The 25,307-nt window shown below is 63.0% G+C and carries 30 protein-coding genes, 1 tRNA gene and 1 pseudogene; 16 read left to right on the forward strand and 16 right to left on the reverse strand.

The features are described 5' to 3' along the window. Positions 1–19: 19 nt before the first annotated feature. Entirely contained in the window at positions 20–1,363 is a 1,344-nt protein-coding gene (locus OQZ28_RS11820) for a DUF6056 family protein (RefSeq protein WP_458136251.1), read from the reverse strand. A 214-nt stretch (positions 1,364–1,577) separates the two neighbouring features. On the opposite strand from OQZ28_RS11820, the gene OQZ28_RS11825 reads away from it, so the two are divergent. Continuing rightward, a complete protein-coding gene (locus OQZ28_RS11825) occupies positions 1,578–2,972 on the forward strand; it encodes a sugar porter family MFS transporter (protein ID WP_458136293.1) in 1,395 nt (464 codons plus the stop codon). Between the two features lie 50 nt (positions 2,973–3,022). Here the strand turns inward: OQZ28_RS11825 and trhA are convergent, their stop codons facing one another. Beyond that, on the reverse strand, positions 3,023–3,700 hold the full coding sequence (gene trhA, locus OQZ28_RS11830) for a PAQR family membrane homeostasis protein TrhA (protein WP_458136252.1): 678 nt from the start codon (positions 3,698–3,700) through the stop codon (positions 3,023–3,025). 80 nt (positions 3,701–3,780) lie between these two features. Continuing rightward, positions 3,781–3,960, reverse strand: coding sequence for a hypothetical protein (locus OQZ28_RS11835; protein WP_458136253.1), 180 nt, complete (start codon positions 3,958–3,960; stop codon positions 3,781–3,783). Between OQZ28_RS11835 and OQZ28_RS11840 the strand changes: the two genes are divergently transcribed. Further along, complete coding sequence (locus OQZ28_RS11840) at positions 3,959–4,174, forward strand: hypothetical protein (protein ID WP_458136254.1); 216 nt, start codon at positions 3,959–3,961, stop codon at positions 4,172–4,174. The two genes, OQZ28_RS11835 and OQZ28_RS11840, sit on opposite strands and share 2 nt — an antisense overlap. 177 nt (positions 4,175–4,351) lie before the next feature. On the opposite strand, the gene OQZ28_RS11845 is transcribed toward OQZ28_RS11840, so the two are convergent. From OQZ28_RS11845 to OQZ28_RS11855, 3 genes are all read right to left on the reverse strand, one after another. Continuing rightward, on the reverse strand, positions 4,352–4,534 hold the full coding sequence (locus OQZ28_RS11845) for a hypothetical protein (RefSeq protein WP_458136255.1): 183 nt from the start codon (positions 4,532–4,534) through the stop codon (positions 4,352–4,354). Beyond that, the gene (locus tag OQZ28_RS11850; protein ID WP_458136256.1) at positions 4,515–4,691 is read right to left on the reverse strand and encodes a hypothetical protein; all 177 of its coding nucleotides are present in this window, start codon (positions 4,689–4,691) and stop codon (positions 4,515–4,517) included. Before OQZ28_RS11850 ends, OQZ28_RS11845 begins: the two co-directional genes overlap by 20 nt. 166 nt (positions 4,692–4,857) lie before the next feature. Then, positions 4,858–5,109 (reverse strand): hypothetical protein, encoded by a 252-nt coding sequence (locus tag OQZ28_RS11855; RefSeq protein ID WP_458136257.1) that lies wholly within the window; start codon positions 5,107–5,109, stop codon positions 4,858–4,860. A 140-nt stretch (positions 5,110–5,249) separates the two neighbouring features. On the opposite strand from OQZ28_RS11855, the gene OQZ28_RS11860 reads away from it, so the two are divergent. Next, positions 5,250–6,494 carry a DUF2075 domain-containing protein gene (locus tag OQZ28_RS11860; protein ID WP_458136258.1) on the forward strand — a complete coding sequence of 415 codons (1,245 nt, stop codon included), beginning with the start codon at positions 5,250–5,252 and terminating at the stop codon, positions 6,492–6,494. 4 nt (positions 6,495–6,498) lie between these two features. Here the strand turns inward: OQZ28_RS11860 and OQZ28_RS11865 are convergent, their stop codons facing one another. After that, positions 6,499–6,738 carry a hypothetical protein gene (locus tag OQZ28_RS11865; RefSeq protein ID WP_207303469.1) on the reverse strand — a complete coding sequence of 80 codons (240 nt, stop codon included), beginning with the start codon at positions 6,736–6,738 and terminating at the stop codon, positions 6,499–6,501. 120 nt (positions 6,739–6,858) lie between these two features. Beyond that, the gene (locus OQZ28_RS11870) at positions 6,859–7,047 is read right to left on the reverse strand and encodes a CsbD family protein (RefSeq protein ID WP_110570241.1); all 189 of its coding nucleotides are present in this window, start codon (positions 7,045–7,047) and stop codon (positions 6,859–6,861) included. 272 nt (positions 7,048–7,319) lie between these two features. Here OQZ28_RS11870 and OQZ28_RS11875 point away from each other — a divergent pair, with 272 nt between their 5' ends. Further along, the gene (locus OQZ28_RS11875) at positions 7,320–8,579 is read left to right on the forward strand and encodes a peptidoglycan-binding domain-containing protein (RefSeq protein WP_458136259.1); all 1,260 of its coding nucleotides are present in this window, start codon (positions 7,320–7,322) and stop codon (positions 8,577–8,579) included. Positions 8,580–8,881: 302 nt separating this feature from the next. Here OQZ28_RS11875 and OQZ28_RS11880 read toward each other — a convergent pair. Continuing rightward, positions 8,882–9,694: pseudogene (locus OQZ28_RS11880) on the reverse strand (IS5 family transposase). A gap of 173 nt (positions 9,695–9,867) precedes the next feature. Between OQZ28_RS11880 and OQZ28_RS11885 the strand changes: the two are divergent. Further along, a complete protein-coding gene (locus OQZ28_RS11885; protein ID WP_458136260.1) occupies positions 9,868–10,458 on the forward strand; it encodes an acetate uptake transporter in 591 nt (196 codons plus the stop codon). Positions 10,459–10,590: 132 nt separating this feature from the next. On the opposite strand, the gene OQZ28_RS11890 is transcribed toward OQZ28_RS11885, so the two are convergent. From OQZ28_RS11890 to OQZ28_RS11900, 3 genes are read right to left on the reverse strand one after another with little or no spacing between them, the layout of a single operon-like run. After that, positions 10,591–10,725, reverse strand: coding sequence for a hypothetical protein (locus OQZ28_RS11890; RefSeq protein WP_458136261.1), 135 nt, complete (start codon positions 10,723–10,725; stop codon positions 10,591–10,593). Next, positions 10,725–11,168, reverse strand: coding sequence for a hypothetical protein (locus OQZ28_RS11895; protein WP_458136262.1), 444 nt, complete (start codon positions 11,166–11,168; stop codon positions 10,725–10,727). The genes OQZ28_RS11890 and OQZ28_RS11895 overlap by 1 nt, the downstream gene beginning before the upstream one ends. Before the next feature lie 42 nt (positions 11,169–11,210). Continuing rightward, positions 11,211–11,858, reverse strand: a complete 648-nt coding sequence (locus OQZ28_RS11900; RefSeq protein WP_458136263.1) for a hypothetical protein — start codon at positions 11,856–11,858, stop codon at positions 11,211–11,213. Positions 11,859–11,864: 6 nt separating this feature from the next. Here OQZ28_RS11900 and OQZ28_RS11905 point away from each other — a divergent pair, with 6 nt between their 5' ends. Next, positions 11,865–12,320 (forward strand): tyrosine-type recombinase/integrase, encoded by a 456-nt coding sequence (locus tag OQZ28_RS11905; protein ID WP_458136264.1) that lies wholly within the window; start codon positions 11,865–11,867, stop codon positions 12,318–12,320. Between the two features lie 86 nt (positions 12,321–12,406). On the opposite strand, the gene OQZ28_RS11910 is transcribed toward OQZ28_RS11905, so the two are convergent. After that, positions 12,407–12,481: transfer RNA gene (locus tag OQZ28_RS11910), tRNA-Met, on the reverse strand. Between the two features lie 177 nt (positions 12,482–12,658). On the opposite strand from OQZ28_RS11910, the gene OQZ28_RS11915 reads away from it, so the two are divergent. Then, positions 12,659–13,888, forward strand: coding sequence for a mechanosensitive ion channel family protein (locus OQZ28_RS11915; protein WP_130731725.1), 1,230 nt, complete (start codon positions 12,659–12,661; stop codon positions 13,886–13,888). An 18-nt stretch (positions 13,889–13,906) separates the two neighbouring features. On the opposite strand, the gene OQZ28_RS11920 is transcribed toward OQZ28_RS11915, so the two are convergent. Further along, a complete protein-coding gene (locus tag OQZ28_RS11920; protein WP_130731726.1) occupies positions 13,907–14,749 on the reverse strand; it encodes an undecaprenyl-diphosphate phosphatase in 843 nt (280 codons plus the stop codon). A gap of 123 nt (positions 14,750–14,872) precedes the next feature. Between OQZ28_RS11920 and OQZ28_RS11925 the strand changes: the two genes are divergently transcribed. From OQZ28_RS11925 to OQZ28_RS11935, 3 genes are all read left to right on the forward strand, one after another. Continuing rightward, positions 14,873–15,331: an MlaD family protein gene (locus OQZ28_RS11925; protein WP_130731727.1), complete on the forward strand. Its 459-nt coding sequence runs from the start codon at positions 14,873–14,875 to the stop codon at positions 15,329–15,331. A gap of 115 nt (positions 15,332–15,446) precedes the next feature. Then, positions 15,447–15,716 carry a hypothetical protein gene (locus OQZ28_RS11930; RefSeq protein WP_458136265.1) on the forward strand — a complete coding sequence of 90 codons (270 nt, stop codon included), beginning with the start codon at positions 15,447–15,449 and terminating at the stop codon, positions 15,714–15,716. A 126-nt stretch (positions 15,717–15,842) separates the two neighbouring features. Beyond that, a complete protein-coding gene (locus OQZ28_RS11935) occupies positions 15,843–17,006 on the forward strand; it encodes a pyridoxal phosphate-dependent aminotransferase (RefSeq protein WP_458136266.1) in 1,164 nt (387 codons plus the stop codon). Positions 17,007–17,132: 126 nt separating this feature from the next. On the opposite strand, the gene OQZ28_RS11940 is transcribed toward OQZ28_RS11935, so the two are convergent. Together OQZ28_RS11940 and OQZ28_RS11945 are read right to left on the reverse strand one after the other, a co-directional pair. Further along, a complete protein-coding gene (locus OQZ28_RS11940) occupies positions 17,133–18,227 on the reverse strand; it encodes a D-alanine--D-alanine ligase (RefSeq protein ID WP_458136267.1) in 1,095 nt (364 codons plus the stop codon). After that, the gene (locus OQZ28_RS11945; protein WP_458136268.1) at positions 18,224–18,802 is read right to left on the reverse strand and encodes a DedA family protein; all 579 of its coding nucleotides are present in this window, start codon (positions 18,800–18,802) and stop codon (positions 18,224–18,226) included. The genes OQZ28_RS11940 and OQZ28_RS11945 overlap by 4 nt, the downstream gene beginning before the upstream one ends. A gap of 284 nt (positions 18,803–19,086) precedes the next feature. Here OQZ28_RS11945 and OQZ28_RS11950 point away from each other — a divergent pair, with 284 nt between their 5' ends. From OQZ28_RS11950 to OQZ28_RS11975, 6 genes are read left to right on the forward strand one after another with little or no spacing between them, the layout of a single operon-like run. Beyond that, a complete protein-coding gene (locus OQZ28_RS11950) occupies positions 19,087–20,103 on the forward strand; it encodes a lytic murein transglycosylase (protein WP_458136269.1) in 1,017 nt (338 codons plus the stop codon). After that, positions 20,100–21,380, forward strand: a complete 1,281-nt coding sequence (locus tag OQZ28_RS11955) for a D-alanyl-D-alanine carboxypeptidase family protein (RefSeq protein WP_458136270.1) — start codon at positions 20,100–20,102, stop codon at positions 21,378–21,380. Before OQZ28_RS11950 ends, OQZ28_RS11955 begins: the two co-directional genes overlap by 4 nt. Before the next feature lie 3 nt (positions 21,381–21,383). Next, positions 21,384–22,019, forward strand: coding sequence for a dTMP kinase (tmk, locus tag OQZ28_RS11960; RefSeq protein WP_458136271.1), 636 nt, complete (start codon positions 21,384–21,386; stop codon positions 22,017–22,019). After that, positions 22,012–22,974 carry a DNA polymerase III subunit delta' gene (locus tag OQZ28_RS11965; RefSeq protein ID WP_458136272.1) on the forward strand — a complete coding sequence of 321 codons (963 nt, stop codon included), beginning with the start codon at positions 22,012–22,014 and terminating at the stop codon, positions 22,972–22,974. The genes tmk and OQZ28_RS11965 overlap by 8 nt, the downstream gene beginning before the upstream one ends. Beyond that, positions 22,971–24,509 carry a methionine--tRNA ligase gene (gene metG, locus OQZ28_RS11970; RefSeq protein ID WP_458136273.1) on the forward strand — a complete coding sequence of 513 codons (1,539 nt, stop codon included), beginning with the start codon at positions 22,971–22,973 and terminating at the stop codon, positions 24,507–24,509. Before OQZ28_RS11965 ends, metG begins: the two co-directional genes overlap by 4 nt. After that, a complete protein-coding gene (locus OQZ28_RS11975) occupies positions 24,506–25,303 on the forward strand; it encodes a TatD family hydrolase (RefSeq protein ID WP_130731736.1) in 798 nt (265 codons plus the stop codon). Before metG ends, OQZ28_RS11975 begins: the two co-directional genes overlap by 4 nt. Positions 25,304–25,307 lie beyond the last annotated feature (4 nt).

The raw sequence follows: 25,307 nt of genomic DNA on the forward strand, positions 1-25,307 counted from the left end.
TGCTGCATGCCATGCGCCGTCAGGGTACCGCCCTGACGGAGGATGCCCCCATGGCCCAGGCGTAACACATGGTCAGCTGGTTACGCGGGTCGGGGTTGATGCCAACGAAGATGATGTCCTTGTGCACGTAAAGCAGCTTGTGCCGTGGCCCCATGGTCACCTTGTGCAGCACGACCGGCTGGTCACGCGCCACCTGTGCGCGCGTGCTCACCGCCCAGTCATGGCTGATGCGGGCCAGCAGCGTCAGGTCAGGGATGACAATGGCCAGGTGCATGACCGCAAGCCCCGCGCAGGTCACCGCCATGACCTTGCGGAAAACCGCGCCCACCGGGCATGAAAACAGCAGGCAGGCCAGATAGCATACCAGCAAGACGCTGGCGGGATAGGACACGCGGGCTGCCAGCGCCTCACGGGGGAAAATGAGCAGCAGCAGCATGTAGGCCAGTGCCAGCGCGGCAAACATCCAGCCCCGCCCGCAGCGCAGGCAGGCGGGAAAACACAGTTGCCGCCTGCCCACAAACAGGCCGATGCCGATCAGCAGCACGAATGGCACCCAGAAGGGGTCGAACAGGCTGCCCAGGTTGCCAATCAGCCCGTCAAGCCGGTCGGGCAGCGTGCTGGGCGTCATAAAGCGCGCGCGCATGTAATTGCCTGGTGCGATGCCCAGTGTGAACGTGCCCAGCGCGTGGCTGCCTGCCAGCGCCCAGGGGGCCGGGCGGCTGTTTTTCCATGCCCATGCAGCCCACCCCAGCAGGAACAGCGCCATCAGCAGCGAAATCGATTCCATGGCCGTGGCGATCAGGAACACCGCGCCGTACTGCGCCACGTTCATGCGCGTGCGCCCCGCCAGCACCCGTGAGAGGATCCACATCTCGCCCGTAACCGCCCACAGGTAGCCAATGGCGCCGGTTTTCCATAAGGCGACCTCGGCAATGGTGCGTGGCAGCCACCACAACATGAGAAAAACCAGCAGGCACTGCGCAAATCCGGTGCGCGCCGAAGGCCCGGGTTGGTGCCCGGCCTCGTGCCTGCACATATGCACCACCACATGCATCAGAAACACGAACACCCCCGCATTCACCACCGCAAACGCGGCCAGCGAGCCATAACGGTGCAGGTCGAGGACGAAAAAAGTGACGAGGGTGATGAACCACCGCCCGGTCCAGAAAAAATAGTTGCCCCACACGATATGGAAGATCATGCGCGGGCTGAAGGGAATGGTGCGGCAGTAATCATCGGCCCAGAGCGGCGTGACCCAGTTGGCCCACAACAGGAATATGAAGCACAGGCCAAGGGCCAGCTTCTCACCGGGCAGGAAGCGGGGGGCGGCAGCAGGGGCTGGCACTGGCACTGGCACGGTCATGGGGCAGGGTCTTTGTGCGGTGTGGGGCCGGCATGCGTAACACGGCGCGCCGCATACGCGAAAATGATGGCCCATAATCCACCCTGATCCGGGGTTGCATCATGGATCAGGGCCTGTTGCATCGCCTATGAAGGAAGGACAGGCGGCGCGCTCGATCCCGATGGCGCCGCAGCGCAGGGGATCAACTCACGTGTCACAGCCTGTATCTTCGCCCATCGCCACGCCATGCCCGCCGCAGGCCTCGCCGCCGGGTGCCACGGGGGTGCGCGCGGCGCTGACCACGGCCATGGCCGGGCTGCTCGTAGGGCTTGATACCGGGCTGATTGCCGAGGCGCTGGGCTTTATCGGCCACGACTTTCACGCAAGTGCGCGCGCGCAGGAATGGATCGTGTCGGTGCTGATGATCGGGGCGCTGCTCGGCTCGCTCGGGGCGGGGGTGTTCTCGCGCCGCTTCGGCCGCAGGCTGGCGCTGGGCGCGGCCACGCTGCTCATCGGGGCAGGCGCGCTGCTTTGCGCAACGGCCGGGCTGATCGGGCAGATCCTGCTCGGGCGGTTCCTGATCGGGGCGGCGATTGGCATCTGCACCTTTACCGCGCCGCTCTACATATCGGAACTGACCACGGGCAAGATGCGTGGCACCATGGTCTCCACCTTTTCCATGCTCCAGTCCTGCGGCATCCTGCTGGGCTACCTGGCGGGCGGCCTGTTTGCGGGCGGAGGGCACTGGCGGCTTATGGTGGGGCTGCCGGTTGTGCCCGCCATGGCGCTGTTTGCCGCATGCGCGCTGCTGCCCTCCAGCCCGTCATGGCTTGCGGCGCGCGGGCGCTTTGAGGAGGCGCGCAAGGTGCTGCGCGACCTGCGTGGCGATGAGGCCGAGGCCGACCGGGAGCTTGACAGCATCCGCCACGAACTGGGCGCGGGCAAGGCCGTAAGCGGCTTTGCCCTGCTGCGGGCCAAGCCGTATTTCCGCCGCTCGGTGGCGCTGGGCATCGGGCTGCAGATCATGCAGCAGCTCACCGGCATCAACGTGGTGATGTATTACGCCCCCAAGATTCTGGAAGGCGCGCATTTTGGCACCACCGCCGCCGCATGGGCCACGGTGCTGGTCGGGCTGGTCAATGCGGTGGTGGGCATCGCGGCCATCTTTATGGTCTCACGCTGGGGGCGCAGGCCGCTGCTGGTGTCAAGCTGCGTCATCATGGCCTGTGCGCTGGGCTGTGCCGCCGTCATCGAGGGGATGCACCTGCAGGGGCTGGGGGCCACGCTGAGCCTTGTGGCGGCCCTGCTGGTGTTTGTGGCGGGCTTTGGCATGGGGGCGGGACCGCTGGTGTGGACCCTGTGCTCCGAGATCCAGCCCATCGCGGGGCGTGACTTTGGCGTGGCGTGCTCCACGCTGGCCAACTGGGGCATGGACTGGGCGGTGAGCAACACCTTTCTCACCATTGTCGCGGCGATGGGGGCGGGATGGACCTTTGCCGGGTTCAGCGTGATGAATATCGGCTTCATGCTGTTTACCGTGCTGCTGGTGCCCGAAACGCGCGACGTGCCGCTGGAGGTGATCGAGCAGCACCTCGAGGCGGGCCTGCCGCTCCGCCGCATCGGGCGCTAGAGCAGATCCGGTTTGAATCGACACATTCGAACTGGTGAAGTGGAATTGCGCTAGAACCCGCGCATCGGCCCGTGGCTGTAGTGCAGCAGCATGCAGCCCACCGCGGTCATGTGGGTGCCTGCGCCAAGCACCACCATCACGTGCCAAAGCACGTTGGAAAATGGCATGTTCTCGCGCATGTAGAACACCACCCCGATGCTGAAGAAGAACAGCCCCAGCACGATGAGGAAGAAGGTCGGGCTGGGCAGCATCCAGACCTGCGGGTCAGGACACAGGAAGAAAACCCACGCCACGCACAGGTAAGGCACCACATGAAACCGGCGTGACCAGGTGAAGAAGCACATCTTGGCCACGATGCCCGCCGCCGCCATGGCCCACAGCACCGCGCAGAACCACAGGCTGGCGCGCCCCTGCCCGCCGAGCACGATGAAGGGCGTATAGGTTGCGGCAATGGCCACGAAGATGATGGACTGGTCAATGCGCTGCAATCCGCCCTTGAGGCGGCAGGGCGGGCAGAAATTATAGGCCGCCGATGACAGGCAGGTGCCCAGTATGCCGCCGCAGTACAGCATGGTCACACCCGCCGCGAGGCCCGAATGCGCCAGCATGGCCGTGCGCAGCAGCCACAACACGCCATAGCCAAGCCCCACGACGCCGATGATGTGGACCGCAAGGTCGGCCGCCCGTTCGGTTACGGAATAGATGGGGAAACGCGTGCGGGTGGTCATGCGGCGGAAATTACTCCTTATTTCTGCTCTGGTCCGGTCCTGTAGTGCGAATAAGTCTGTTTCCCCATATGCAGAAGCGTTCAGGCCTGCGTGAACGCGGGCTGGCCCGTGCCACGATGGCGCGCCTGGCCCGGGGCAGGCATGTTGTCATAGCGTGCGGCCATGCAACGCGCAAAGCCGAACCCATGCGGGCAGGGCTTGCGGGGCAGCGGCCTTGTGGCGCACAACGCGCTCCAGATGACAGGGAGAAAGCGGGTCATGGCCCGATTATGGCTCCTGCTCTGGGTGCTGATTGCGCTGGGGGCAGGGCATTTCGTGTGCGGCATAACCCTTACGCCATGGCATATGGCTGCCATGGTGCTGGCGGGGCTGGGCTGCTTTGCGCTGGTCTGGGGGCTGTTTCTGGGCGGCCTGATGCTGCTGGCCTATGTCAGCAGCCTGCTTGAGCGCACGGGCAGCAAGATGCGATGGTAAGTAACAGCAAGGCCGGTGCCGCTGGTTCTGCGTAACGCAGGGAGGCCGCCGGCAGCCTGCCGCGAGGCTGTTGCGGGGCAGGGAAGAAGGCAGGAACCTTCATCACCTCCGTGCGTGCAGGGCCGGACGCATGGCAACTAAACGCAGGATAGCCGCCTGCGTCCTGGCCCGCTCGGGTTATTTATCCAGTATGGTCCATGTGCCGTCGACCTTCTTGAAGTGCAACGGCATTTCGTTTTTCTCGTCATTATGCTGCAGATCGAGCTTGCAGACATAGACGCCATCGACTGCTTTATCATCGCAGCTGCTGTCCGTAACGGTGACCTTGGGCAGCTTTTCCTCAATGGGATAGAGTGGCATCCGTAATGCCATTGGCTTCCATGTAATGCATTTTCATGGCGGCGGCGAATGTCTGCTGGACCTCACTTTTGGAGGGCGCGCCGCTGCTACAGGCAGCCAGTGCGAGCACGGGCAGCATGAGCAGGCTGGAACGGAAGCACTTGGAAAAGGCAATCAAATTTTCTCACGATTATGTTATAAATGTATGATTGATGAACCTTTTTAACAAGTCGATTAGTCCGAATGGTTTTTATCATTCTAAAATGAACAGGAACGCAGCAGTCTTTGCCGTACATAAAAAAACAGGGGTTTCCCCCTGTTTTTTCGTGGTCATGCAGCCTGCTTCAGCGTGCGGTGCGCTCGCCGGTCACGTGGGCGCACAGGGCCTGGATCTCGGCTGCGCTCACGCCCTCGGGGTTGTGCTCGGCCTTCTTGGCGATCTCGTGCTCGGTGCCCGAGGCGCGGCCATGCTCCTTGGCAACATGCTGGGCGAGGGCGATCACCTCTTCCTTCTGCAGCAGCTTGGGCTCCTTCAGGCCACGGGCTGCAAGCTTGTGCATGTGTTCGCGGGCGGCGGCGGTGGGTTTGTCGGTCATGGTTCAGGCTATCCTGTTAACGTGGCGCGCAATGTGCGCGTAAGGGCGCGTTATAACTTATAGGATGCATGACCTCACGTCGTATTTTACATATCAGCTTTGTCCTGTTCGGCATGGGCAGGCCCTTTACGGAAACCCATATGCAAACGCCCGTCCCCCCCGCGCCCGATAGCGCCCTGACCCGTCTGGCCCCCACCGTAGGGCTGACCGGCCCGCAACAGGCGCTGATGGATGAAGTGCTGGCCTTCTGCCGCGCCCACACGGCCGATGCGCATGCGCTGTTCGTGATCGAGGGCGATGCGGGCACGGGCAAGAGCCTGCTGCTCAACACGCTGTTCACCGCCATCCAGCAGGCAGCACGCGGGCGGGATGCGGCCGACCCGCTGCATGGCACGCATAACGCCCTGCTGGTCAACCACCCGGAAATGATCAAGCTGTACCGCAACATTTCCGAATCCCAGCCCTGCCTGCGCAAGAAGGATTTCGAGCGGCCGACCACCTTCATCAACCAGATGGCGGATCACGGGGGGCGGGCCGATATCGTGCTGGTGGATGAGGCCCATCTGCTGCTGACCCGCAGCGACCCCTATAACCGCTTTAGGCAGGACAACCAGCTTGCCGAGATCATCCGCCATGCCCGCATCGTGGTGATCGTGTTCGATGCAAGGCAGGTGCTCAAGTTCAAGAGCCTGTGGACTGATGAACGCCTGCGCGCGCTGGTTGCGGGCTATCCGGTCGTGATCCGCAGGCTGGACCAGCAGTTCCGCATGCACGCCCATGCGGATGTGATGGACTGGATCCGCGCCCTGCGTGATGGCGAGCTGCGCGCGCTACCGGCGCCGCAGCCCTTTGATTTTCGTATTTATGATGACGCGCAGGCTCTGTACGAAGCCATATGCCAGCGCAATGCGCAGTACGGGCTGTGCCGCATGCTGGCCACCTACGATTATCCCTACACCCTGAACGGGCAGGACCATTTCATTACCGAGGGGCGCTTTCACCTGCGCTGGGACCGCGCGATGCCGCAGGCCCGCCTGCCCTGGGCGGAACGGGCGGATACGATTGATGAGGTGGGCTCGGTCTATACCATCCAGGGATTTGACCTGAATTATGCGGGCGTGATCCTTGGCCCGTCCGTAACCTATGACCCGGCCACCGACCGGATCGTGATCGACCCTGCCCGCTACGAGGACCGCGCCGCCTTTACCGGGCGCGACGGGGTGGAGAACCCGCCTGCGGTCATGGCGCGGATCATCCTCAATTCCATCAACGTGCTCATGACGCGTGGGGTGAGGGGGCTTTACATCTATGCCAGCGATCCCCGCCTGCATGCCCGGCTCGATGCCTTATGGCATGCGCGGCAGGCTGCTGCCGCCGCGCCGTAGGGGTTCAGCCCTTCTCGCCGAGGCGCTTGAGGTAGGGCAGGATTTCGGAACCGGATTCAATGGCATGGCCGAGAACGGTCTCGACGAGTGTTGCAAGGCCCTGCGCATCAAGCCGCGCGAGGATCACGCTCAGCTCATGCTTGTCAGTATCGGAAAGCTGGGGGGACTGGATGATGCGCCGTTCGATCGCCGCTTTCATGGCGTCTGTGGTGAAAGGCATGTCGATAATCTGGTCTTTGCTCATGGCCATCAATTTCCTGCAAGAATTAAGGGAACAGGCCATGGTACGGGTTGCCGGTTTTCCGGCAACCACCCTGCACGCGATGCGGTTATGCGTTTGCTATGACAGATGCCGGGCAGGCTTTCAGCCCTGTTCGGGCTGGTCCATGCTGGCCATGCGGTGCAGGCGCGCCGTTTGCGAAAAGCCACGCATTTCCTGTGCGATGCCCTGGCGCTCCAGCCGCCGCAGGCCAGTGGCATAGCCAATTTCCTGCTTGAGCTGGCCAAGCAGCATGTTGGTGCGACCGCGGAGCATTGTCTTGAAACGATCCATGTCACATCTCCCCTAAAAGATTTACAGAGCAATGCTGCGTTAAACGCATGCCAGACAAAAGCACGGCGCATGGAGGAATGCAACGATTAATGCATACCTGACAGACATTTAATGCATGAATTGAGGGGGAATGGATGCAGTTTCGCCTGCATGAGGGCCTGTTGGCCGGACTTAATTGTATGGACAGTTTTTTCATTGCTGTCTGATCTTTCACAAGAAAAGGTTTCCCCATGCGTGTTCCTGGCTGGTTGGGTGGCAGTTTTCTGCCCGTCATGCTCCTTTGGGCACCGGCTCTTGCCGCCCCGGCCTACCACCCCGGCTTTGTCTGCCCCCGGCCTGACGGGGCCGATGTTCTGGCCACGGCGCTCTGTGCCGATCCGGTCATGGCAAAAGCGGAACTGGACCTTGAAAAAGTGTTCTATGCCCATCGCGGGCAGGAGGGGGCGGGGGCCTATGCGGCCATCAAGGCGCAGGCCGTTGCCTATGACACGGCCTTGCGCAATACGTGCGCCATTCCGCCCGCGGGCACGCCGGGCGCGGTCCTGCCAGCGGGCGCTGCTTCATGCTACGTGAAGATAACGGAGCAGCAGGCCGCCGAGTGGGCAAAATCCCTCAGCGGCCCCTATGCGCAGGAAGCCGCGCGCGATATCGACCTGCATATTGCCCTGCAACAGAAGCTCATCAATGCCGGGTATGCGTCCTCTCCCATGCTCAAGGCCGATGGAATTTATGGCGATGGCACGCGCACGGCCATCAAAACCTGGCAGGCGGCCTACGGGGATGACCAGACGGGTGCGCTTTCGGATGATGAAGTGCTCCATGTCGAGAAACTTGGCGTCTCGCGCGCCGTGCGCTGGGCCAGTCGCCCGCCCGAGCCCTCCCTGAGCAGCGATACGAACGCACCGCCCCTGCTGCGCATCTTCCAGTTGGACATGCTGGGCATCCAGCGCCCCTTTCTTGAGCAGATGACGGGGCCAGCCAAATATGTGAACCACTATGCTGACAAGACCACGGCCTATACTTACATGATAAAAGCCTGCGAACTGACAGCCTATGAACAGGGCGACCAGATTCAGGGCTACGGGCTGAAGGTGACCCCGGCCTGCTCGGTGCCGCTGACACCGTTCATCCAGAATTCAACCCCCTCGGTGGTCGAACTGACAATGGGCGACGTAAGCGCCGCGCTGAACGGCAATGCCCGGCCTGTGGCTGACTGCCTTGAAAGCTGCGGCAATGCCGCTAACCCCAATATCGGGCTGATGGAGCAGGGGTCGCATGCCGAGGATTACGTGAATATCGAGGTTTATGCCCCGGTGGTAGATGAAGCGGCCCTCAATGCCTATTCAAACTGGCATGATGCGCTCAGGAAGCATGAAACCGATGACTATATTCTCAACGGCAAGTTCAACTGCGATGGCAAATATGCCACCGAGGGGCTGCATGCCATGCGCGATGTCGCGGTAAAGGAGATTTTTGTGGGCCGGGGAGAGTCAAGCATTGGGCATGACATCAATGCACAGTGTAAGCAGTAAAGCGCCCCCTGATTTTCAGTAATATTAAACCTGTTTCAGGTCGCTGCAACCAAAAATTTTCGCGGGATTGTTTTTCAATCCCACGATTTTTTCATTATTTACGAATAATGTATTTTAAATAATTTCTTTAATTGTTCAGCGCAACCCAGTGGCCGTCAACCTTCTTCATCGGCACGGTGACCTCACTGACATTACCTGCCGGGTTCTTCAGCGTGGCCTTGCATTTATAGACGGAGGAAACTTCCGAACTGGGCTCGCATTTACTATCCACGACCTCGACCTTCAGGTTCTTAGAGCCTGAATCAGAAAGTGGTTTGATTGATTTTCTGCAGAACTCTGCGGATATGGGCGATCATCAACCACGCGCAGGATGACGAGAGTTGCCTCGACATCCTTCGTGAGGCGACGGCAGCGTCCGAGCCATGCAAAGCTGCGCTCCACGATCCAGCGTTTGGGCAGGACGACGAAGCCTTCGGCCCGATCGCTACGCTTGACGATTTCGATCGTCCATCGGCCGCGTCCAGCCAGCGCATCACGCAACTTCTCGCCAGCATACCCGCCGTCACCGATCAGGTGGCGAAGCCAGGGGAATAATGAGCGTATTCTGGTCGCTACCAGCGGCGCGCCGTCACGATCCTGAAGTCGGCGGGATGCACGACGGCTGCCACGACATGACCCTGCGTGTCGGTCGTGATATGCCGCTTGCGGCCCCTGATCTTCTTGCTCGCGTCATAACCGCGTGGACCGCCGTTTTCGGCAGTTTTAACCGACTGGCTGTCAATAATGCCTACCGAAGGCGTGGCGTCTCGCCCGTCCTGCTCACGCGACAGGATCACGAGAATATGGTTCATCGCTTCCCATCGTCCCTCGCGGATCCAACGGTAGAAATAACCCTGCACGGTCGTGAAAGCGGGAAAGTTACGAGGCAATTGTCGCCACTGGCAACCCGTAGTGACGATATAAAGGATTGCCTCCATGACCCGGCGCAAATCCGTACGTCGTGGTCTCCCCAGTCGTTTCCTCTCGGGCATCAGAGGCGCAATCAGCGCCCACTCCGCATCGCGAAGGTCGCTTGCATACTCCAGGTCGTCCCTTTGATACTGCGCGCGGGTGATTTCAGTTCAGGCCATCTTGATCTCATCAGGTTCTCGCAAACCCATGGATCATAACCTGCTGAAATCACTCAAATCATTTTTGGTCAGACACTAAGTCATAATTTAATATGCCGTGCCCGTTGGCTCGTGACATGTTTTGTCATGATTTATCTGCCAGGGAATGGAAACGCGGCATGACCCACAATTCGACTAAAGCAGATCCAGCCCCGCTAGGGCTGATGGGGTTTGGTATGACGACTGTCCTGCTCAACCTGCATAACGCCCATATCGTTCCAATGGGCGCGGCCATTCTTGCGATGGGGCTGGTATTCGGGGGCGCAACGCAGTTTGTCGCAGGCCTTATGGAATATGCGAACAACAATACTTTCGGCATGACAGCGTTTATGTCCTATGGCGCATTCTGGCTGTCGCTTGTCGTGCTGCTGTTCCTGCCGCACTGGGGGCTTGCGCCTGCATCCTCGCCTGCCCTGATGGGCAGTTACCTGCTGATGTGGGGCCTGTTCACCGCTATCATGACGATCGGTACACTACACGCCTCGCGTATGCATCAGGTAGTGTTCGCCAGCCTGACGCTGTTGTTTGTTCTGCTAGGCAGTGCCGAAATCCTTGAACAACCGATGCTGACGGTTGTAGCGGGATATGAAGGTCTTTTCTGCGGCTTCAGTGCGATCTGTCTGGCAGCGATGGAACTTCTTGCAGGTCAGTCCAGGCATGTCGTGGTGCCTGTCGGCGTGGCAGGCGTGCCGACAGAGGTTGCTGCCTGAGTGGAAATTCTAAAAAACCACTGTGAAAATCATGCGTCAGGCAGATATGGCCTTTGATGGTCAACAGGTAGCGCCAGCCCGTGGCACGAGTCCGCGTAATCAACTCGCGCGCTGACTTGTGTCAACGCATTTTCATGCCGCTACGTCCTGCGGGCGGTAGGCGGACAGATAAGCCTCGAGGGTCAGTTCCGTGGTGGGGCGGCCGCGCTTGGCGGCCATATCGGCCCATTGCTGCTTGGCTCGGCCGTAATCCCCCAGTTCCTGCATCAGCGCAGACCATGCCCGGTGATCCTCAACAGATCCGCGCGGGCCTGTTTCTCCCAGTCCTGCATGACTGGCGATGGCGCTGGCTCGGGCAGGTCTGCCGAGATCTGATGCTGTGCCCATGCCGCCCGCACCGGCTTGTCGAAGCAGCCGGCATGTTGCGGTATTTCGCGGTTCTGGTGCATTGCGGCCGTATGGTCGGCGACGGCCTGGACGATCACTGGCTCGGGTATGCCAGCCTGCAGCCATTTGCGGACAATGCCCGTATGCCGCCGCGTGCTGTCTTTGGGGAAGCCCGCCGCTTCCATGACGGCCCGCACGGCCCGGTCGAGGGTGGCGTCATCGATGACGGCCTCGGTCTGGGCAAAACCGGTTTCGGCAGATTCAGATATAGATGAATTAATTTCCTTATCTTTATCTATATCTAGGGAAACCTCAGAACCCAAAACTGAAACCGCCCCCCCCGGAAACCGAAAACCGGTTTTGGTTTAGGTTTCGGTTTTTGGTTTCTGCCGGAGCGGGCAGGGACACCATGAGGGGGATGTTGCGCTGGGGGGTGCGGCCTCGGCTTCCTGCGCGCGGCGGATCTTCGCCTGCCCGGCCGTCTCGCCCTTGCGCGGTCGGCCGCCGCTACCGCCATTGATCTTGGCATGGTGGCCTCGCAGCGTGTCATCAGCCGGGATTATCCCCGCCGCCTGGGCAGCCTCGAACCGGCGCAGGTTCTCCTCACGCTCGGCACGCTTCCGCGCACGCTCCTGCCGCCGTATCTCGCGCTGCAGCAGGTGGGGGCTATATAGCGCGCCCTCATCATCCCGCGCGGCGAAGCCCCATTGCTCGATCAGGGGCAGCGTTGCCGGGCTTTCGCATATGAAAGCCGCGATCTCGTCATCGGATCGCATGTGCGTGCCACTGCACATCACTACCATCCGGTTGGCCTTGAGCGTATCGAACAGGGAATGCGCCACGCCACGCGCCTCGGCAGGCATGGTGCGGATCAGTGTCCAGGCCGGCACGGCATCGGCATCGAAATCAGCGACTGTAGGCAGGTCATGCGTCGCCTTCCTTGTTATGGGGCGGGCATTCATGGGGGCAGTCCGCGCACCGGGCGCGCATGCGCTCGAGCTCATCCAGCGCATGGCGCAATGCCTGACCTGATCGCCATGACCTGGAGCAGCTTCGACGGTGATGTCATTGAGGTCGTACAGGAAAAAACAGGCGCCAAGGTATGGATCCCGTGCCACCCGGAGCTGAAGGCGGCCCTTGAGAGAGAACTGATCCTGCGCACGGCACAGACCATCCTGACAGGCGCCACAGCCAAACCGTGGGAACTCGGACCATTTCAGACCGCTGTAAGCAAGGCCATTCGGGGCGCAGGGCTGCAGGGCATCGTCTGGCACGGCCTGCGTGCTACAGCAGCCTCATGGCTGGCGGAGATGGGATGCACGGAGCGGGAGATCATGTCGATCACGGGCCACACGACGGCAGCATCGGTGAGCGTCTATGTGCGCCATGCCGAGCAGAAAACCCGTGCCGTCAACGCCATTGCCAAGTTCTCTGCCCGCGCGCTTGATGCAAGGGAGAGTGACTGGCGTTTTTGAAAAGGGGGAAATCAAGTGACTAGCATCGGCTCCGTTAAAGGGCCGTCTCATTGTGCTAAGTCATTGGAAATCAATCCTAACGCAGATGGTAGCGGTGGACGGATTTGAACCGCCGACCAAGGGATTATGATTCCCCTGCTCTACCGCTGAGCTACACCGCCATCGCGTTAGGATGAGTGCGGAATACCCGCGCTTATGGGGCAAGTCAACCCGTGTTTTCGCGTTCGGGTTCAAAACACATAAAAAAGCCCCGGATTTGGCACATCCACCCGATAGGGGGTACTAAGGCAGGCTCACCCCTTGACCGGCAACAACCAGCAAAAGGCTGCGCATCCTTCGTGAAAACCGAATTCCTTACACTTCTGACCCATATCAGGCACCTGTTCGGATGGCTGCCGGGACTGCTGTCCTCCATCCTCATGCTGTGTGTGGCCGGGCTGGTGGCGGAAATGTTCAGCCGGTTCATCACGAAACTCATCGTGCGCATACCGGGGCAGAAGCGCGGGGCCTTCGTGCGTTCGTTCACCATGGCCATGCAGCGCCCGGTGCGCATCATGCTGGTCATCGTGTTTGTGGGCACCGCGCTGCCGGTGTCGGGCCTGCCATATGACATCATGCAGGCCACCACCCACGCGCTGGTGGTGCTGTTCGTGCTCATGCTGGGTTATGCCGCCGTGGTGGCCACGCGCATCCTGTCCGATGCCTATCTCAAGCGCATCAATGGCAAGGACGACAAGGACGACATCCTGCTGCGCACCCACATGACCCAGGTGCGCGTGCTGCGCCGCACGAGCGACCTGCTGATCGGCCTGCTCACCATAGGGGCCGCACTCATGACCTTCGAGCCGGTGCGGCAGTATGGCCTCAGCCTGTTCGCCTCCGCCGGTGCGGCGTCGCTGGTGGTCGGTCTGGCCGCCCGTCCGCTGCTGACCAACCTGTTCGCGGGCATGCAGATCGCCATGACCCAGCCCATCCGCATGGAAGACCTCATCATCATCAATGGCGACTGGGCCTGGGTGGAGGAAATCACCTCCACCTATGTCGTGCTGCGGGTATGGGACTGGCGGCGGCATATCGTGCCGATCTCGTATTTTCTTGAAAACACGTTCCAGAACTGGACCCATAATTCGGCAGCGCTGATCGGGGTGGTGTTCCTGCATCTTGATTTCAACGCGCCGATGGACCGCATCCGCGAGCGCCTGCGCGAGATCGTGCATTCAGCACCATTGTGGGATGGCAAGGAATTCGCAGTCCAGGTGGCCGATTGCAATGCCCATGTCATGACCGTGCGCGTCATTGCCAGCGCGCGCTCGGCCATGCAGAGCTGGGACCTGCGCTGCGAGATCCGCGAACAGATCATCGCCTATCTGCGTGATGAATGCCCCGAGGCGCTCCCGCGTGAGCGCCTGTCGCATGTGGCATCGGTATCAGGGCTGGATGTGATGGCGGACCCGGCATCGCTGTCGCCGCCTGTCAGGCGGCCGCCGCCGGGGGCCTATCTTGGCCCGCGCAATGGCGCGGGTGGTGGTGGCATGGGGCTCAGCGATGGCGGCCAGGGCCATGGCTGAGCGCCCCATGCGGCCTGCTCAGAACGACAGGTAGAGGAACGCGACCACGCCAGCGCCCATGCAGTACCAGCCAAACGGGCGCAGCGCCCAGTCCTCATGGTCGCGGAAGTAGCGCATGAGGATGCCCGTGCACACCAGCGCCACGACACCCGCCACGATGGCGGCAATGATGGCCATGTGCATCTGTTCGGGCTGGGGCGGGGCATGGCGCAGCTTCAGCGCCTCGAGCACGGTGGCGGCCAGAATGACCGGCTGCGCCATGAGGAAGGAGAAGCGCGCCGCATTCTCATGCGACAGCCCGCGCAGCAGCCCGCCCACGATGCACGCCCCCGAGCGCGACAGGCCGGGGAAGAAGGCCAGGCACTGGAACAGCCCGATTACCAGCGCCTCGCCAAAGCCGAGGGCTGCGAGCGGGCGGTCGTTGTGGTGGCGCAGGGTCGCGCGCATGCGGTCGACGGCCAGCAGCATGACGCCATTGAGGGTAAGGAAAACGGCGGCGTAACGTGCCGTGCCGAACAGGTTGCGGATGGCGTGCTCGAACAGCCCGCCAATCAGCACGGCGGGCACGGTGGCCACGCACAGCAGGGCAAGGATGCGGATGCTGTCCATCTGGCACGTCTCGCCATGGCGGCCCGCAGCGCCGGTGAACAGCGCAACCCAGTCACGCCAGAAAAAGACCAGAAGGGCGGCACAGGTGCCCAGGTGGAGCATGACCAGCAGGGGCAGGAACATCTCCCCATGCAGGTCGAGTGGCCAGTGCAGCATGGCCGGCACGATGGCCGCATGCCCGAGGCTGCTGATGGGGAACTGTTCGGTCGCCCCCTGAATGATGGCAATAATGATAGCCTGAAGGAGTGTCATTGTCCCCCCGTCCGTGACGCAGTAGAATGAAAAGATAAGGCAAGGTGTTGCGCCGCATTCCCCTCGCACCGCATTGCGGCAGCTTTCGGGATGGTGTGGCGCACAGGCGGGCAGGGAGCCAGCATGGCAAGGCAGAGAAGTGGGGCGATCATATGCAGCGGGCTTGTCCTTCTGGTGGCAGGCGGGTTCTGTATTTACGCCCGGGCCTCGCAAAGCGGCGGATCACATGATCGCTATCCCGTCATGGCGCGTTTTGTTTCAGCCAATGGGCTGAAGGTCGGCGCGGATGTTGACATGGATGGCGTGCCGGTGGGCCGCGTCACCTCCATTGCGCTCGATCCCGCCACCTACATGGCCAATGTGGGGTTTACACTCGACCGCACCGTGTTGCTACCGGAAGATACAGTCATTTCAATCGGTAGCCCCACGCTCACGGCTGATACCGCCCTGATGGTCGAGGCCGGGCAGGCGCCGGGCCGCATTGCGCCGGGAACGGTCATTACAAATACGCGCGAGCCGCTCAGCCTCGAGCAGCAGGTAAGCAACTACATTTTTGGCAATGGCGGCCTGCCTGGCAATTAAGTCGTCTCGTAAGGGCGCTGGGGGCTGACACGCCTCCTGTCGCGACAGGCGTAGGTTATATGATTTTTATTATGTAATATTGTAAAACAGAGAAAAAAAGAGCGTTTCATTGGTAATGGAGCAGGAAGAGGGCGTCTGTATCACACTCGACAGGGCAGAAGCGCTGATCCTGTTTGAAATTCTATCGCGGGAAATGAACCGTCCCCAATACGGAAAATTTCAGGCTTTTGCCGGTTCTGATGCGCAGATATGGGCCTTTGACGGACTGCTTGCCGCCCTCGAGCGCGTGCTGCCCGAACCGTTCAGCCACGATTATGACCGGTTGCTGCCAGAAGCCGCCAGGGCCCTGATCCGGCGGCGCGGCCGCCTGCCGGGTTCTAACTGAACCTGATCCGGGGCTGTGTCGCCCGTGTTGTTCACCATGGTTGTGGCAGGGCTGCCCTTACATGGTGCGATATTGTCTTGTATGGCAGGCTGCATCTGAAACCGCATTTCCTGTCTTGAGGTCGTGATGACTGTGCCCCGGATTGATCCTTTCCACGCCATGACCATCAGCGCGCTGGCGCATGAACTGGCAGGCGAGGGGCGCAGCATCATCCATATGGAGTTCGGCCAGCCTTCCACCGGCGCGCCGCGCGCCGCGATCGAACGCGCCCAGCACGTGCTCGCCACCGACCCCATGGGGTATTGGGAAAGCCAGGCGCTCAAGGCCCGCATCGCCCGGCATTATCACGATAGCTATGGCGTCACCCTGGCACCCGATCAGGTCATCCTGACCTGTGGCGCATCGCCTGCGCTGGTGCTGGCCGTGACTGTCAGCTTCGTGCCCGGCGCGCGCGTGGCCATGGCGCGGCCGGGTTACGTGGCCTATCGCAACGTGCTGCGCGCACTGCACATGGAACCGATCGAGATTGCATGTGGCGAGGCCGAGCGTTTCCAGCTCAGCGCGCAGGCCATCGCCGCCCTTGATCCGGCACCTGACGGGCTGATCCTGGCCAGCCCCGCCAACCCGACCGGCACCATCCTTTCAGCCAGCGAGATGCAGGCCATTGTCGCGGTGTGCCGCGCGCGCGGCATCCGCATCATCTCCGATGAGATCTATCACGGCCTGAGTTACGGTGAGCCTGCCCACAGCGTGCTGGAATATGACCCGCAGGCGCTGGTGGTGAACAGTTTCTCAAAATATTTCAGCATGGCCCCGTGGCGGCTGGGCTGGCTTGTCGTGCCGCCTGAAAAGGTGGAGGCCGCCCGCGCGCGCATGGGCAACCTGTTCCTCACGCCCGCAGCACTGAGCCAGCATGCCGCCCTCGTGGCGTTTGACTGCAAGGCGGAACTGGATGGGCACCTGGCCACCTACCGCCGCAATCGTGACCTGCTGCTCAAGGCCCTGCCTGAAATGGGGCTGACCCATATCGCCCCGCCCGATGGCGCGTTTTACATCTATGCCGATATCCGCCACCTGACTGATGACAGCATCGGTTTCTGCACGCAACTGCTGCGTGATACGGGCGTGACCACCGCGCCGGGCGTCGATTTTGACCCCGTGGACGGGCGGCATTTCATCCGCTTCAGCTTTGCCGTGTCGACCGACCTGATCGAGGAGGCCATCCGCCGCATGGTCCCGTGGTTTCGCGCGCAGGCCGAAAAGGCGTGGAACGCCCCGCATATGGTCTGATGCGGGCGGGCCTGCCGCGCGACGGCCTGCTGTCCGGAAAAGCCAGCGTTCCAGACATTCCATCATGTATTTCAAAACATGGGCTGACAACCACAGGCCCATAGGGCCGGTGTGCCGTGCATGTGCTCAGTCGTTGAGCGGATAGGCGGCCATGAGTTTGCGCTGGCGCAACCAGGCGCGCAGCATGGCCATCGCGCCGCTGCTCTTCCAGCCTTCGCGGCGCTTCTTGGCACCGATGCGGAAGGTCTCGCCATAATGCTCGAACTGCGTGGCGTAGGCCTCGCGCAGGGTAGTGCGCGCATCCCAGATATGGGTGGCCTCGGAGCCCACGCCGTTGATCTCGATGATCTGGAAATCCTTGCCCTCGCGCAGATGGGCGAGGCTCAGGGCCTTGGCGTCGATGCGGCCAAAATGAAAATCGGGAATATCGCGCATGATGGCATTCACCCGCGCCGTGAGTGCGGGCGTGATGTCGGTGGCGCAGTCATGAAAGATCGAGCCCTTGCAGTGATTGCCTGCAAAGACCAGCGGCAATGACTGCCCGGCGGGCGGCACTTCGTTCAGGCGCGGCCTGAGGCGGGGGATGTAGATGTGCGGCACGAGGCGGGTGCGCGGGTCGGCATGCAGCAGCTCCTCCACCGTGGACCGGCCATCGCCGGTCAGGCAGGGCACTTCCTTGTAGGTCAGCGAGGTAATGCGCCCCTCCGCCTCATCCGGGTGGCGGATGTAGAATATGCCCACCTCATGCCCGTAGGGGATCAGGTGCTGGAGCATGACCGCAACCCCGCGGCCAAAGGCGGCCAGCCCCTCGCGCAGGCTGCCGGCATCGCGCATGATGCGCACGCCCGTGCCGTTGCAGCCCACATCGGGCTTGAGCACGACGGGAAAGGACAGTCCTGCCTGCTCCATGGCGGCCAGCGCACGGGCGGTGTCATTCTCGCCCGTGGTCAGCACTGCGTAGGGGGCGATCCATCTGCGCGCTTCATCGCCCGCCATGTCCAGGATCGAGCTCTTGCTCTCGCCACACAGCCCGCCGGTCTCGATGCGGGGGTTGGCGGCGGTGGGCAGGCTGAAATCGCGGTAGCGCAGCCCGAGCATGATCCAGTACAGCACGATGGGGGTATAGAAGATCCAGCCGGGCCAGAACTCGAAGGCGGAAACCGTGGGGGCAGCAGGCCGGGCCCCGGGCCGGGCGTTCACGGTAGTGGTGGTGTCGGTCATCTGGTCTCGTTACCCTGCAAACGTGCGATCATGCGGCTTATCAGAAGGATGGTCAGGACAAAACCGCCCATGCCCGCCCATTTCCATGTTCCCAGATGGTCGATCAGGAACTGCCCCACCTGGAGCGAGACAAGGAACAGCATGGTTGTCCAGATCAGCGTGGCCGCTATGGCGGCAATGCAGAACAGCCCGAACCGGGCATGGAAGAAACCACATGCGGTATAAAGCGGCAAGCGGGCGCCGGGTATGAAGCGGCTGATGAACACGATGCGGAACACGTTGCGGTCGAACCACTTGCCCTCGCGCGCACCGCCGGGCAGCGTGATCCACCGCCGCGCGGGTGGCCACAGGGCGGCCAGCCTGCCCATGCCATACAGCCCCATGTCACCCACCACGATGCCGATATAAAGTGCTACCAGCGCCACCCACAGGGCCACATGGCCGGTGCGCACCTGCATGGCGGTCAGGATCGTGGCCGCATCCTCCAGTATGAAGGTGCCGACAATGATCGCCAGCGCCTGCAGCAGGGGCGAGGCGCCCGCCGTGGCAAGGAAGACTGTTAGCGACGCGGGCATGCAGCGCGCTTTTGCACATCCGGGCGGGGCGGGCAGGGTGGTAAACCGTGGCTGGACAAGAATATGCCTTCTGGTCGGCCCGGCATGCGGGCAGGGCATGCGGGCAGGTAAAAAAGATCGGCCATCCGCCCAACGCGGGGCGGCGCCCGGCGTTCTTGTTGCATGCTTCGCCTATGGTCACAAACGCGAAATTATGTCGCATAATGTATCGCGCTGCCCGCCAGGGGCGCGCTGGCGCAAGTCAGAGATTGAAACGGGCGTGGTGGCGTGGCACAGCATCTGACATGCTCGTACGTCGTCGCCTCCTTCATGCCGCCGCCGCCTCCCTTGCCGGGGCGGGCGCCACATGGCTGCTGCCCGCGCAGGCGGCACGCCACAAGCCCCCGGCCACGCCAGCGGCTGGCGGGGATTACGCAGGCTTCCTCGCCGCCATCCGGCGCGAGGCGAGTCGGCAGGGACTGAACGCGCCAGCCGTGACCCGGGCGCTCGACCTGCAGGCGCCCAACGCGCAGGTGATCCAGCGCGACCGCAACCAGCCGGAATTTCATCTCACCTGGGCGGAGTACCGCAGCCGCGTGCTTGGCGGGCGCAAGATCAGTGACGGGCGCGCGGCCTTCGCCGCCCAGCGCGGCGTGCTCGAGCAGCAGGTGCTCACCCGCTACAATGTCTCGCCCGGGGCGGTGATGGGCATCTGGGGGCTGGAATCGGCCTATGGCGCGCTGACCGGCAAATTCACGGTGGTCGATGCGCTGTGCACGCTGGCGTTCGAAGGCAGGCGGGCGCAGTTCTTCCATGATGAACTCTTCCACGCGCTCGCCATCCTCAACGCGGGCGACATCACGCCAGACCTCATGACCGGCAGCTACGCCGGCGCCATGGGCCAGCCGCAGTTCATGCCCAGCGCCTACCTCAAATACGCCGTGGATATCGATGGCGATGGCAGGCGTGACATCTGGCATTCCATGCCCGACATCTTCGGCTCCATCGCCAACTACCTGGCGGGATCAGGCTGGGTGGGGGGCGAAAGCTGGGGGCAGGAAATCACCGTGCCCGACAGCGTGGCGCAATCCGAACTCGGGCGCACCCACACCCGCACCCATGCGGAGTGGATGGCCATGGGCATCCGCCAGGTGGGTGGCGCGCCCTTTGCCGACCCCGCCACCACCGGCGCGGTGCTGCGCCCCGATGGGCCAGGGGGCGAGGCTTTCATGGTCTATCGCAATTTCGCCGCGATCCGTCGCTATAATCCTTCCGATTTCTATGCGCTGGCCGTGGGCCTGCTCGGCAACGAAATCACGTGACGCCGCCCGTCACGCCAGTCGTGCGCGCGGCTGGCACCTACCGGACCAAGGACGCAATGCACACCCGACGTTTCCTTCTGGCTGGAGCCACCAGCCTTCTTGTCTCTTCCACGGCGCTTGCCGCACCCGCGGCCCGGCGCCGCCACCCTGCCGGTCCTGCCGCCGTTGATGCGGCGGCGCCTGTCGTTGCATCCTCGCCCGCCAACAGCCTCATCGGCCCGATCGATACCATCGCGCGCTGGGCATGCATTGTCGATTACACCACCGGCGCGGTGATACTGGAGAAGGCGGCGGACGAGCGCATGCCGCCCTCGTCGCTGACCAAGATGATGACGGCCTATATCGTGTTCGGCATGCTGCGCGCAGGCAGGCTGACGCTGGAGCAGATGCTGCCGGTCAGCGAGAAGGCATGGCGCATGCAGGGCTCGAAGATGTTCGTGCCGCTCAATGGTACCGTGGCCGTGGCCGACCTGATCCAGGGCATGGTGATCCAGTCCGGCAATGATGCCTGCATCGTGCTGGCGGAAGGCGTGGCAGGCTCAGAGGACCAGTTCGTCAGCCTGATGAACACGCAGGCCGCCCAGCTGGGCATGACCAACACCCATTTCCTCAACGCAACCGGCTGGCCGATGGACGGGCATTACATGTCCGCGCGCGATGTGGCGACCATCGCCATGCACCTGATCCACGATTACCCTGAATACTACCATTTCTTCTCGGAAAAGAGCTTCCGCTACAACAAGATATCGCAGGAGAACCGCAACGCGCTGGTGGTCAAGGGCGTGGCCGACGGGCTCAAGACCGGCCATACCGATGCCGGTGGCTTCGGCCTGTGCGCCAGCGCCGAGCGTGGCGGCAACCGCGTGGTCATGGCCATCAACGGCCTGCCCAGCAGCAACGCGCGCGCCAATGAGGGCGAGCGGCTGTTCGAGTGGTCGTTCGTCAATTTCGAGAACGCGACCCTGCTCCATAACGGCGCCGTGGTGGACCATGCCCCGGTGTGGCTGGGGCAGGCACCCACCGTGCCGCTGGTGGCCACGCGTGATGTCACGCTCACCCTGCCGCATGGCTGGCAGAACCGGGTGCATGTGAGCATGGATTATCGCAGCCCCGTGCCCGCCCCCGTAACGGCGGGCCAGCAGCTTGGCGAGATGGTGATTGCCAATACCGGCCTGGCCGAGATCCGCATCCCGCTGGTGGCGGGTGCCGATGTGCCCCGCCTTGGCCTGATGGGCCGCGCCACGGCGGTGCTGGGCCGCAAGCTGGGGCATGGCTAGGCCATGACGGGCCTGTTCATTACCCTTGAAGGCGGCGAGGGGGCGGGCAAGTCCACCCAGGCGCGGCTGCTGGCCGAATACCTGCGCACCCTCGGCCATGAGGTCGACCTCACGCGCGAGCCGGGCGGCACGCCGGGGGCGGAGGCATTGCGCGAACTGCTGCTGTTTGGCGGGCATGGGCTTTCGGCCCGCGCCGAGGTCATGGCCCATTTCGCCGCCCGCGCCGATCATGTCGAGCAGCGCATCGCGCCCATGCTGGCCCGTGGCGGCGTGGTGATCTGCGACCGCTTTACCGATTCAACCGAGGCCTATCAGGGCTACGGCCTGAGTCACGGCGACCCTGCGATGCTGGGCCTGATCGCTACCCTGCGCGGCCTGATCCCGGTCGTGCCCGACCTGACCTTCATGCTTGAGGCGCCGCCTGCGGTGGCCCAGGCCCGCCTGGCCGGGCGGGGCAATGCGCGCACCGACCGCTACGAGGCGGAAGGGGCCGCCTTCCATGCCCGCGTGGCCGAGGGTTTTGACGCCATTGCCCGGCGCGACGCCACGCGCTGCCGCCGCATTGATGCCAGCGGCACGACGCAGGCTGTGCAGCAGGCACTGCGCGAGGCCGTAACGCCCTTGCTGCCCCATGCCTGATCCGCGCACCTGCCGCCACCTGCTCGGCCATGATGCGGCATGGCGGGAATTCCAGGCCGTCATGCGCACGGGGCGGCTGCACCATGCCTGGCTGCTGACCGGGCCGGAGGGCATCGGCAAGGCCAGCATGGCCTTTCTCATGGCGCGTGCCCTGCTGCGGGCCGAGGACCATGACAGCCCGGTAGGCCGCCGCGTGAGCGCTGGCACCCATGCCGACCTGCTGGTCATCGCGCGCGGCATGGATGAAAAGCGCAACCGCCTGCGCCGCGAGATCGTGGGTGATGACATCCGCCCCATTGGCGCCTTCCTGCGGCGCACGGCAGCCGAGGGCGGCTGGCGGGTGGTGATCGTTGATGGCGCGGAATACATGAACCGCACGGCGGCCAACGCCATTCTCAAAATTCTCGAGGAACCGCCCGAGCGCGCGATCCTGATCCTGACCACCGCCGTGCCGGGCCGCCTGCTGCCCACCATCCGCAGCCGCTGCCGGGTGCTGGGCCTCTCCGCCCTTGATGAAGCGACGATGCGCACGGCACTGGTCACCATGCCCGATGCCCCCCCGGCCGATGAGATCGAGGCCATCATTCCGCTCGCGCATGGCGCGCCGGGCAAGGCGCTCGAACTGCTCGGCGGCGATGGCCCGGCCCTGTCGCGGCTGGTGGCCGGGGTGATGGCGGGCACGGCAGGCGAGGGGGCGGATTACGACATTGCCGCACAGGTCACAAAACGGGAAAATGACTTTTGCGTCTTTTTCGATCTGCTGTGTGATGCCATATCTCAAAAGGCACGCGCCCTGGCCGCCAGCACGGACAGGGTGCACAAAGCGGATCTGCGCCCGGCCCGTCTGGCCCTGCTGTGGCAGGACCTGATGCAGCTGCGCGCGGAAACGGAACAGTTCAATCTGGATAAACAGCAGGCGGTCCTTACGGCCCTTGCGCGGGTGAGTGAAACATGACACGGCGCTACTACGTCACAACACCAATCTATTACGTGAACGGGGCGCCTCATATCGGCCACGCCTACACCTCGGTCGCAGCCGACGTGATCGCGCGGTTCAAGCGACTGGCGGGCTTTGACGTATTCTTCCTGACCGGCACCGACGAGCACGGCCAGAAGGTGGAGCAGGCCGCCGAGGCGAAGGGCATGCAGCCGCAGGCCTTCGCCGATGCGGTCGCGACCGACTTCCGCGACATGTACGACACGATGGACATCTCCTACGATGATTTCATCCGCACCACCGAGCCGCGCCATGTGCAGGCGGCGCAGGCGTTGTGGAAGAAGCTCGAGGAAAACGGCCACATCTACCTTGGCGCCTATGAGGGCTGGTACGCAACGCGCGATGAATGCTTCTATGGCGAGGAAGAACTCATCGACGGCCCCGAGGGCAGGAAGGTCGCCCCCACGGGCGCTGCCGTCGAGTGGGTGAAGGAGCCGTCCTATTTCTTCAACCTGTCGAAATTCGGTGACAGGCTGCTGGAACTTTATGAAACCCGCCCCGGCTTCATCGAGCCTGCCAGCCGCCGCAACGAGGTGAAGAGCTTCGTGAAGCAGGGCCTGCGCGACCTGTCCGTCAGCCGCACCAGCTTCAACTGGGGCATTCCCGTGCCGGGCGACCCGAAGCATGTGATGTATGTGTGGGTCGATGCGCTGGCCAACTACCTCTCGGCCGTGGGCTATCCGGACGAGACGGCGGCGCGGTGGGCTTTCTGGCCCCCCAACCTGCACCTTGTGGGCAAGGACATCCTGCGCTTTCACGCCATCTACTGGCCGGCCCTGCTCATGGCAGCCGGCCTGCCCCTGCCCGAGCGCGTGTTCTCGCATGGCTGGTGGACCATCGAGGGCCAGAAGATGAGCAAGTCGCTGGGCAACGTGGTGGACCCGCGCGACCTGGTGAAAACCTTCGGCCTCGATGCCATCCGCTTCTTCCTGATGCGCGAGATGCCCTTTGGCGGCGACAGCGACCTGAGCCGCCGCGCCATCATCACGCGCATGAATGTCGAACTGGCCAATGACCTCGGCAACCTGGCCCAGCGCACGCTCTCGCAGGTTGCGCGCAACTGCGACGGCAAGCTGCCCGCGCAGGGCAAACAGACTGATGAGGACCGCGAACTGCTGGCCACCGCCAGCCTGCTGCCCGACATCATGCACCAGCAGATCGACCGGCAGGCCCTGACCGATGCGCTGGAGGAAGTGTGGAAGCTGATCCGCGGCTGCAATTCCTATATCGACCATCAGGCGCCGTGGAAGCTCAAGAAAACCGACCCCCAGCGCATGGCCGACGTGCTGCGCGTGCTGGCTGACGCGCTGCGCATCATCGCGACCGTGCTCCAGCCCTACATGCCCGGCAGCATGGACAGGATGCTCATCCAGCTTGGCGTGGAAGAAGGCGAGCGTACTTTTGCAGCCCTCGATGTGCCGCTGCCCGCGGGCCGCGTGCTGCCCAAGCCGGAGGGTGTGTTCCCGCGCTATGAGGAGCCGGAGGCATCATGACCCGCACGGGACTGACCGACTCCCACTGCCATCTCGACCACTTCTCCGCTGAGGAAATGCCCGAAGTCCTGGCTCGCACGCGGCAGGCCGGGGTGGACGGGCTGGTGACCATCGGCACAAGACTGTCACGCGCGGGGCAGCAGAAGACACTCGCCACGCTCGATGCGCCAGAACTGCGGGTATGGTGCACCATCGGCACCCATCCCGACCACGTGGATGAGGAAGCGCTGCCCACAGGTGCGGAACTCGCCGCCATGGCGGATGACGCCTGCGTGGTGGGCATTGGCGAGAGCGGGCTGGATTATTTTCACGGCAAGGAAGATGTCCGCCCCCGCCAGCAGGAGAGCTTTCGGGTGCATATCGATGCCGCCCGCCGCACCGGCCTGCCGCTGGTCATCCATACGCGTGAGGCCGATGATGACACGCTGGCCATCCTGCGTGACGAGACCGAGGCCCGCGGCGCGTTTCCGTTCCTGATCCACTGCTTTTCATCCGGGCCGGACCTTGCGCGCGGCGCGCTGGAGCTGGGCGGGTATGTCAGTTTCTCGGGCATCGCCACTTTCAACCGTGCGCAGGCGGTGCGCGATGTGGCGGCCTTCGTGCCCGCGGACAGGCTGCTGGTCGAGACCGATTCGCCCTATCTGGCCCCGGTGCCCAAACGCGGCAAGCGCAACGAGCCGGGTTACGTGGCCTATACCGCCCGCATGCTGGCCGAACTGCGCGGCATGGAGGATGCGGCATTTGCCGAGATGACGACACGCAATTTCAGTCGACTGTTTACACAGGCGGTATAACGGC

It is taken from the genome of Komagataeibacter sp. NFXK3, assembly GCF_054182245.1.

Bases quoted from the DNA above. Each gene is read 5' to 3' on its own strand.
- OQZ28_RS11820 (WP_458136251.1), bottom strand. From the start codon at position 1,363: ATGACCGTGCCAGTGCCAGTGCCAGCCCCTGCTGCCGCCCCCCGCTTC.
- trhA (WP_458136252.1), bottom strand. From the start codon at position 3,700: ATGACCACCCGCACGCGTTTCCCCATCTATTCCGTAACCGAACGGGCG.
- OQZ28_RS11840 (WP_458136254.1), top strand. From the start codon at position 3,959: ATGGCCCGATTATGGCTCCTGCTCTGGGTGCTGATTGCGCTGGGGGCA.
- OQZ28_RS11835 (WP_458136253.1), bottom strand. From the start codon at position 3,960: ATGACCCGCTTTCTCCCTGTCATCTGGAGCGCGTTGTGCGCCACAAGG.
- OQZ28_RS11845 (WP_458136255.1), bottom strand. From the start codon at position 4,534: ATGCCACTCTATCCCATTGAGGAAAAGCTGCCCAAGGTCACCGTTACG.
- OQZ28_RS11855 (WP_458136257.1), bottom strand. From the start codon at position 5,109: ATGACCGACAAACCCACCGCCGCCGCCCGCGAACACATGCACAAGCTT.
- OQZ28_RS11860 (WP_458136258.1), top strand. From the start codon at position 5,250: ATGCAAACGCCCGTCCCCCCCGCGCCCGATAGCGCCCTGACCCGTCTG.
- OQZ28_RS11865 (WP_207303469.1), bottom strand. From the start codon at position 6,738: ATGAGCAAAGACCAGATTATCGACATGCCTTTCACCACAGACGCCATG.
- OQZ28_RS11870 (WP_110570241.1), bottom strand. From the start codon at position 7,047: ATGGATCGTTTCAAGACAATGCTCCGCGGTCGCACCAACATGCTGCTT.
- OQZ28_RS11875 (WP_458136259.1), top strand. From the start codon at position 7,320: ATGCTCCTTTGGGCACCGGCTCTTGCCGCCCCGGCCTACCACCCCGGC.
- OQZ28_RS11885 (WP_458136260.1), top strand. From the start codon at position 9,868: ATGACCCACAATTCGACTAAAGCAGATCCAGCCCCGCTAGGGCTGATG.
- OQZ28_RS11890 (WP_458136261.1), bottom strand. From the start codon at position 10,725: ATGCAGGAACTGGGGGATTACGGCCGAGCCAAGCAGCAATGGGCCGAT.
- OQZ28_RS11900 (WP_458136263.1), bottom strand. From the start codon at position 11,858: ATGCGCTGGATGAGCTCGAGCGCATGCGCGCCCGGTGCGCGGACTGCC.
- OQZ28_RS11905 (WP_458136264.1), top strand. From the start codon at position 11,865: ATGCCTGACCTGATCGCCATGACCTGGAGCAGCTTCGACGGTGATGTC.
- OQZ28_RS11920 (WP_130731726.1), bottom strand. From the start codon at position 14,749: ATGACACTCCTTCAGGCTATCATTATTGCCATCATTCAGGGGGCGACC.
- OQZ28_RS11925 (WP_130731727.1), top strand. From the start codon at position 14,873: ATGGCAAGGCAGAGAAGTGGGGCGATCATATGCAGCGGGCTTGTCCTT.
- OQZ28_RS11930 (WP_458136265.1), top strand. From the start codon at position 15,447: ATGGAGCAGGAAGAGGGCGTCTGTATCACACTCGACAGGGCAGAAGCG.
- OQZ28_RS11935 (WP_458136266.1), top strand. From the start codon at position 15,843: ATGACTGTGCCCCGGATTGATCCTTTCCACGCCATGACCATCAGCGCG.
- OQZ28_RS11940 (WP_458136267.1), bottom strand. From the start codon at position 18,227: ATGACCGACACCACCACTACCGTGAACGCCCGGCCCGGGGCCCGGCCT.
- OQZ28_RS11945 (WP_458136268.1), bottom strand. From the start codon at position 18,802: ATGCCCGCGTCGCTAACAGTCTTCCTTGCCACGGCGGGCGCCTCGCCC.
- OQZ28_RS11950 (WP_458136269.1), top strand. From the start codon at position 19,087: ATGCTCGTACGTCGTCGCCTCCTTCATGCCGCCGCCGCCTCCCTTGCC.
- tmk (WP_458136271.1), top strand. From the start codon at position 21,384: ATGACGGGCCTGTTCATTACCCTTGAAGGCGGCGAGGGGGCGGGCAAG.
- OQZ28_RS11965 (WP_458136272.1), top strand. From the start codon at position 22,012: ATGCCTGATCCGCGCACCTGCCGCCACCTGCTCGGCCATGATGCGGCA.
- metG (WP_458136273.1), top strand. From the start codon at position 22,971: ATGACACGGCGCTACTACGTCACAACACCAATCTATTACGTGAACGGG.
- OQZ28_RS11975 (WP_130731736.1), top strand. From the start codon at position 24,506: ATGACCCGCACGGGACTGACCGACTCCCACTGCCATCTCGACCACTTC.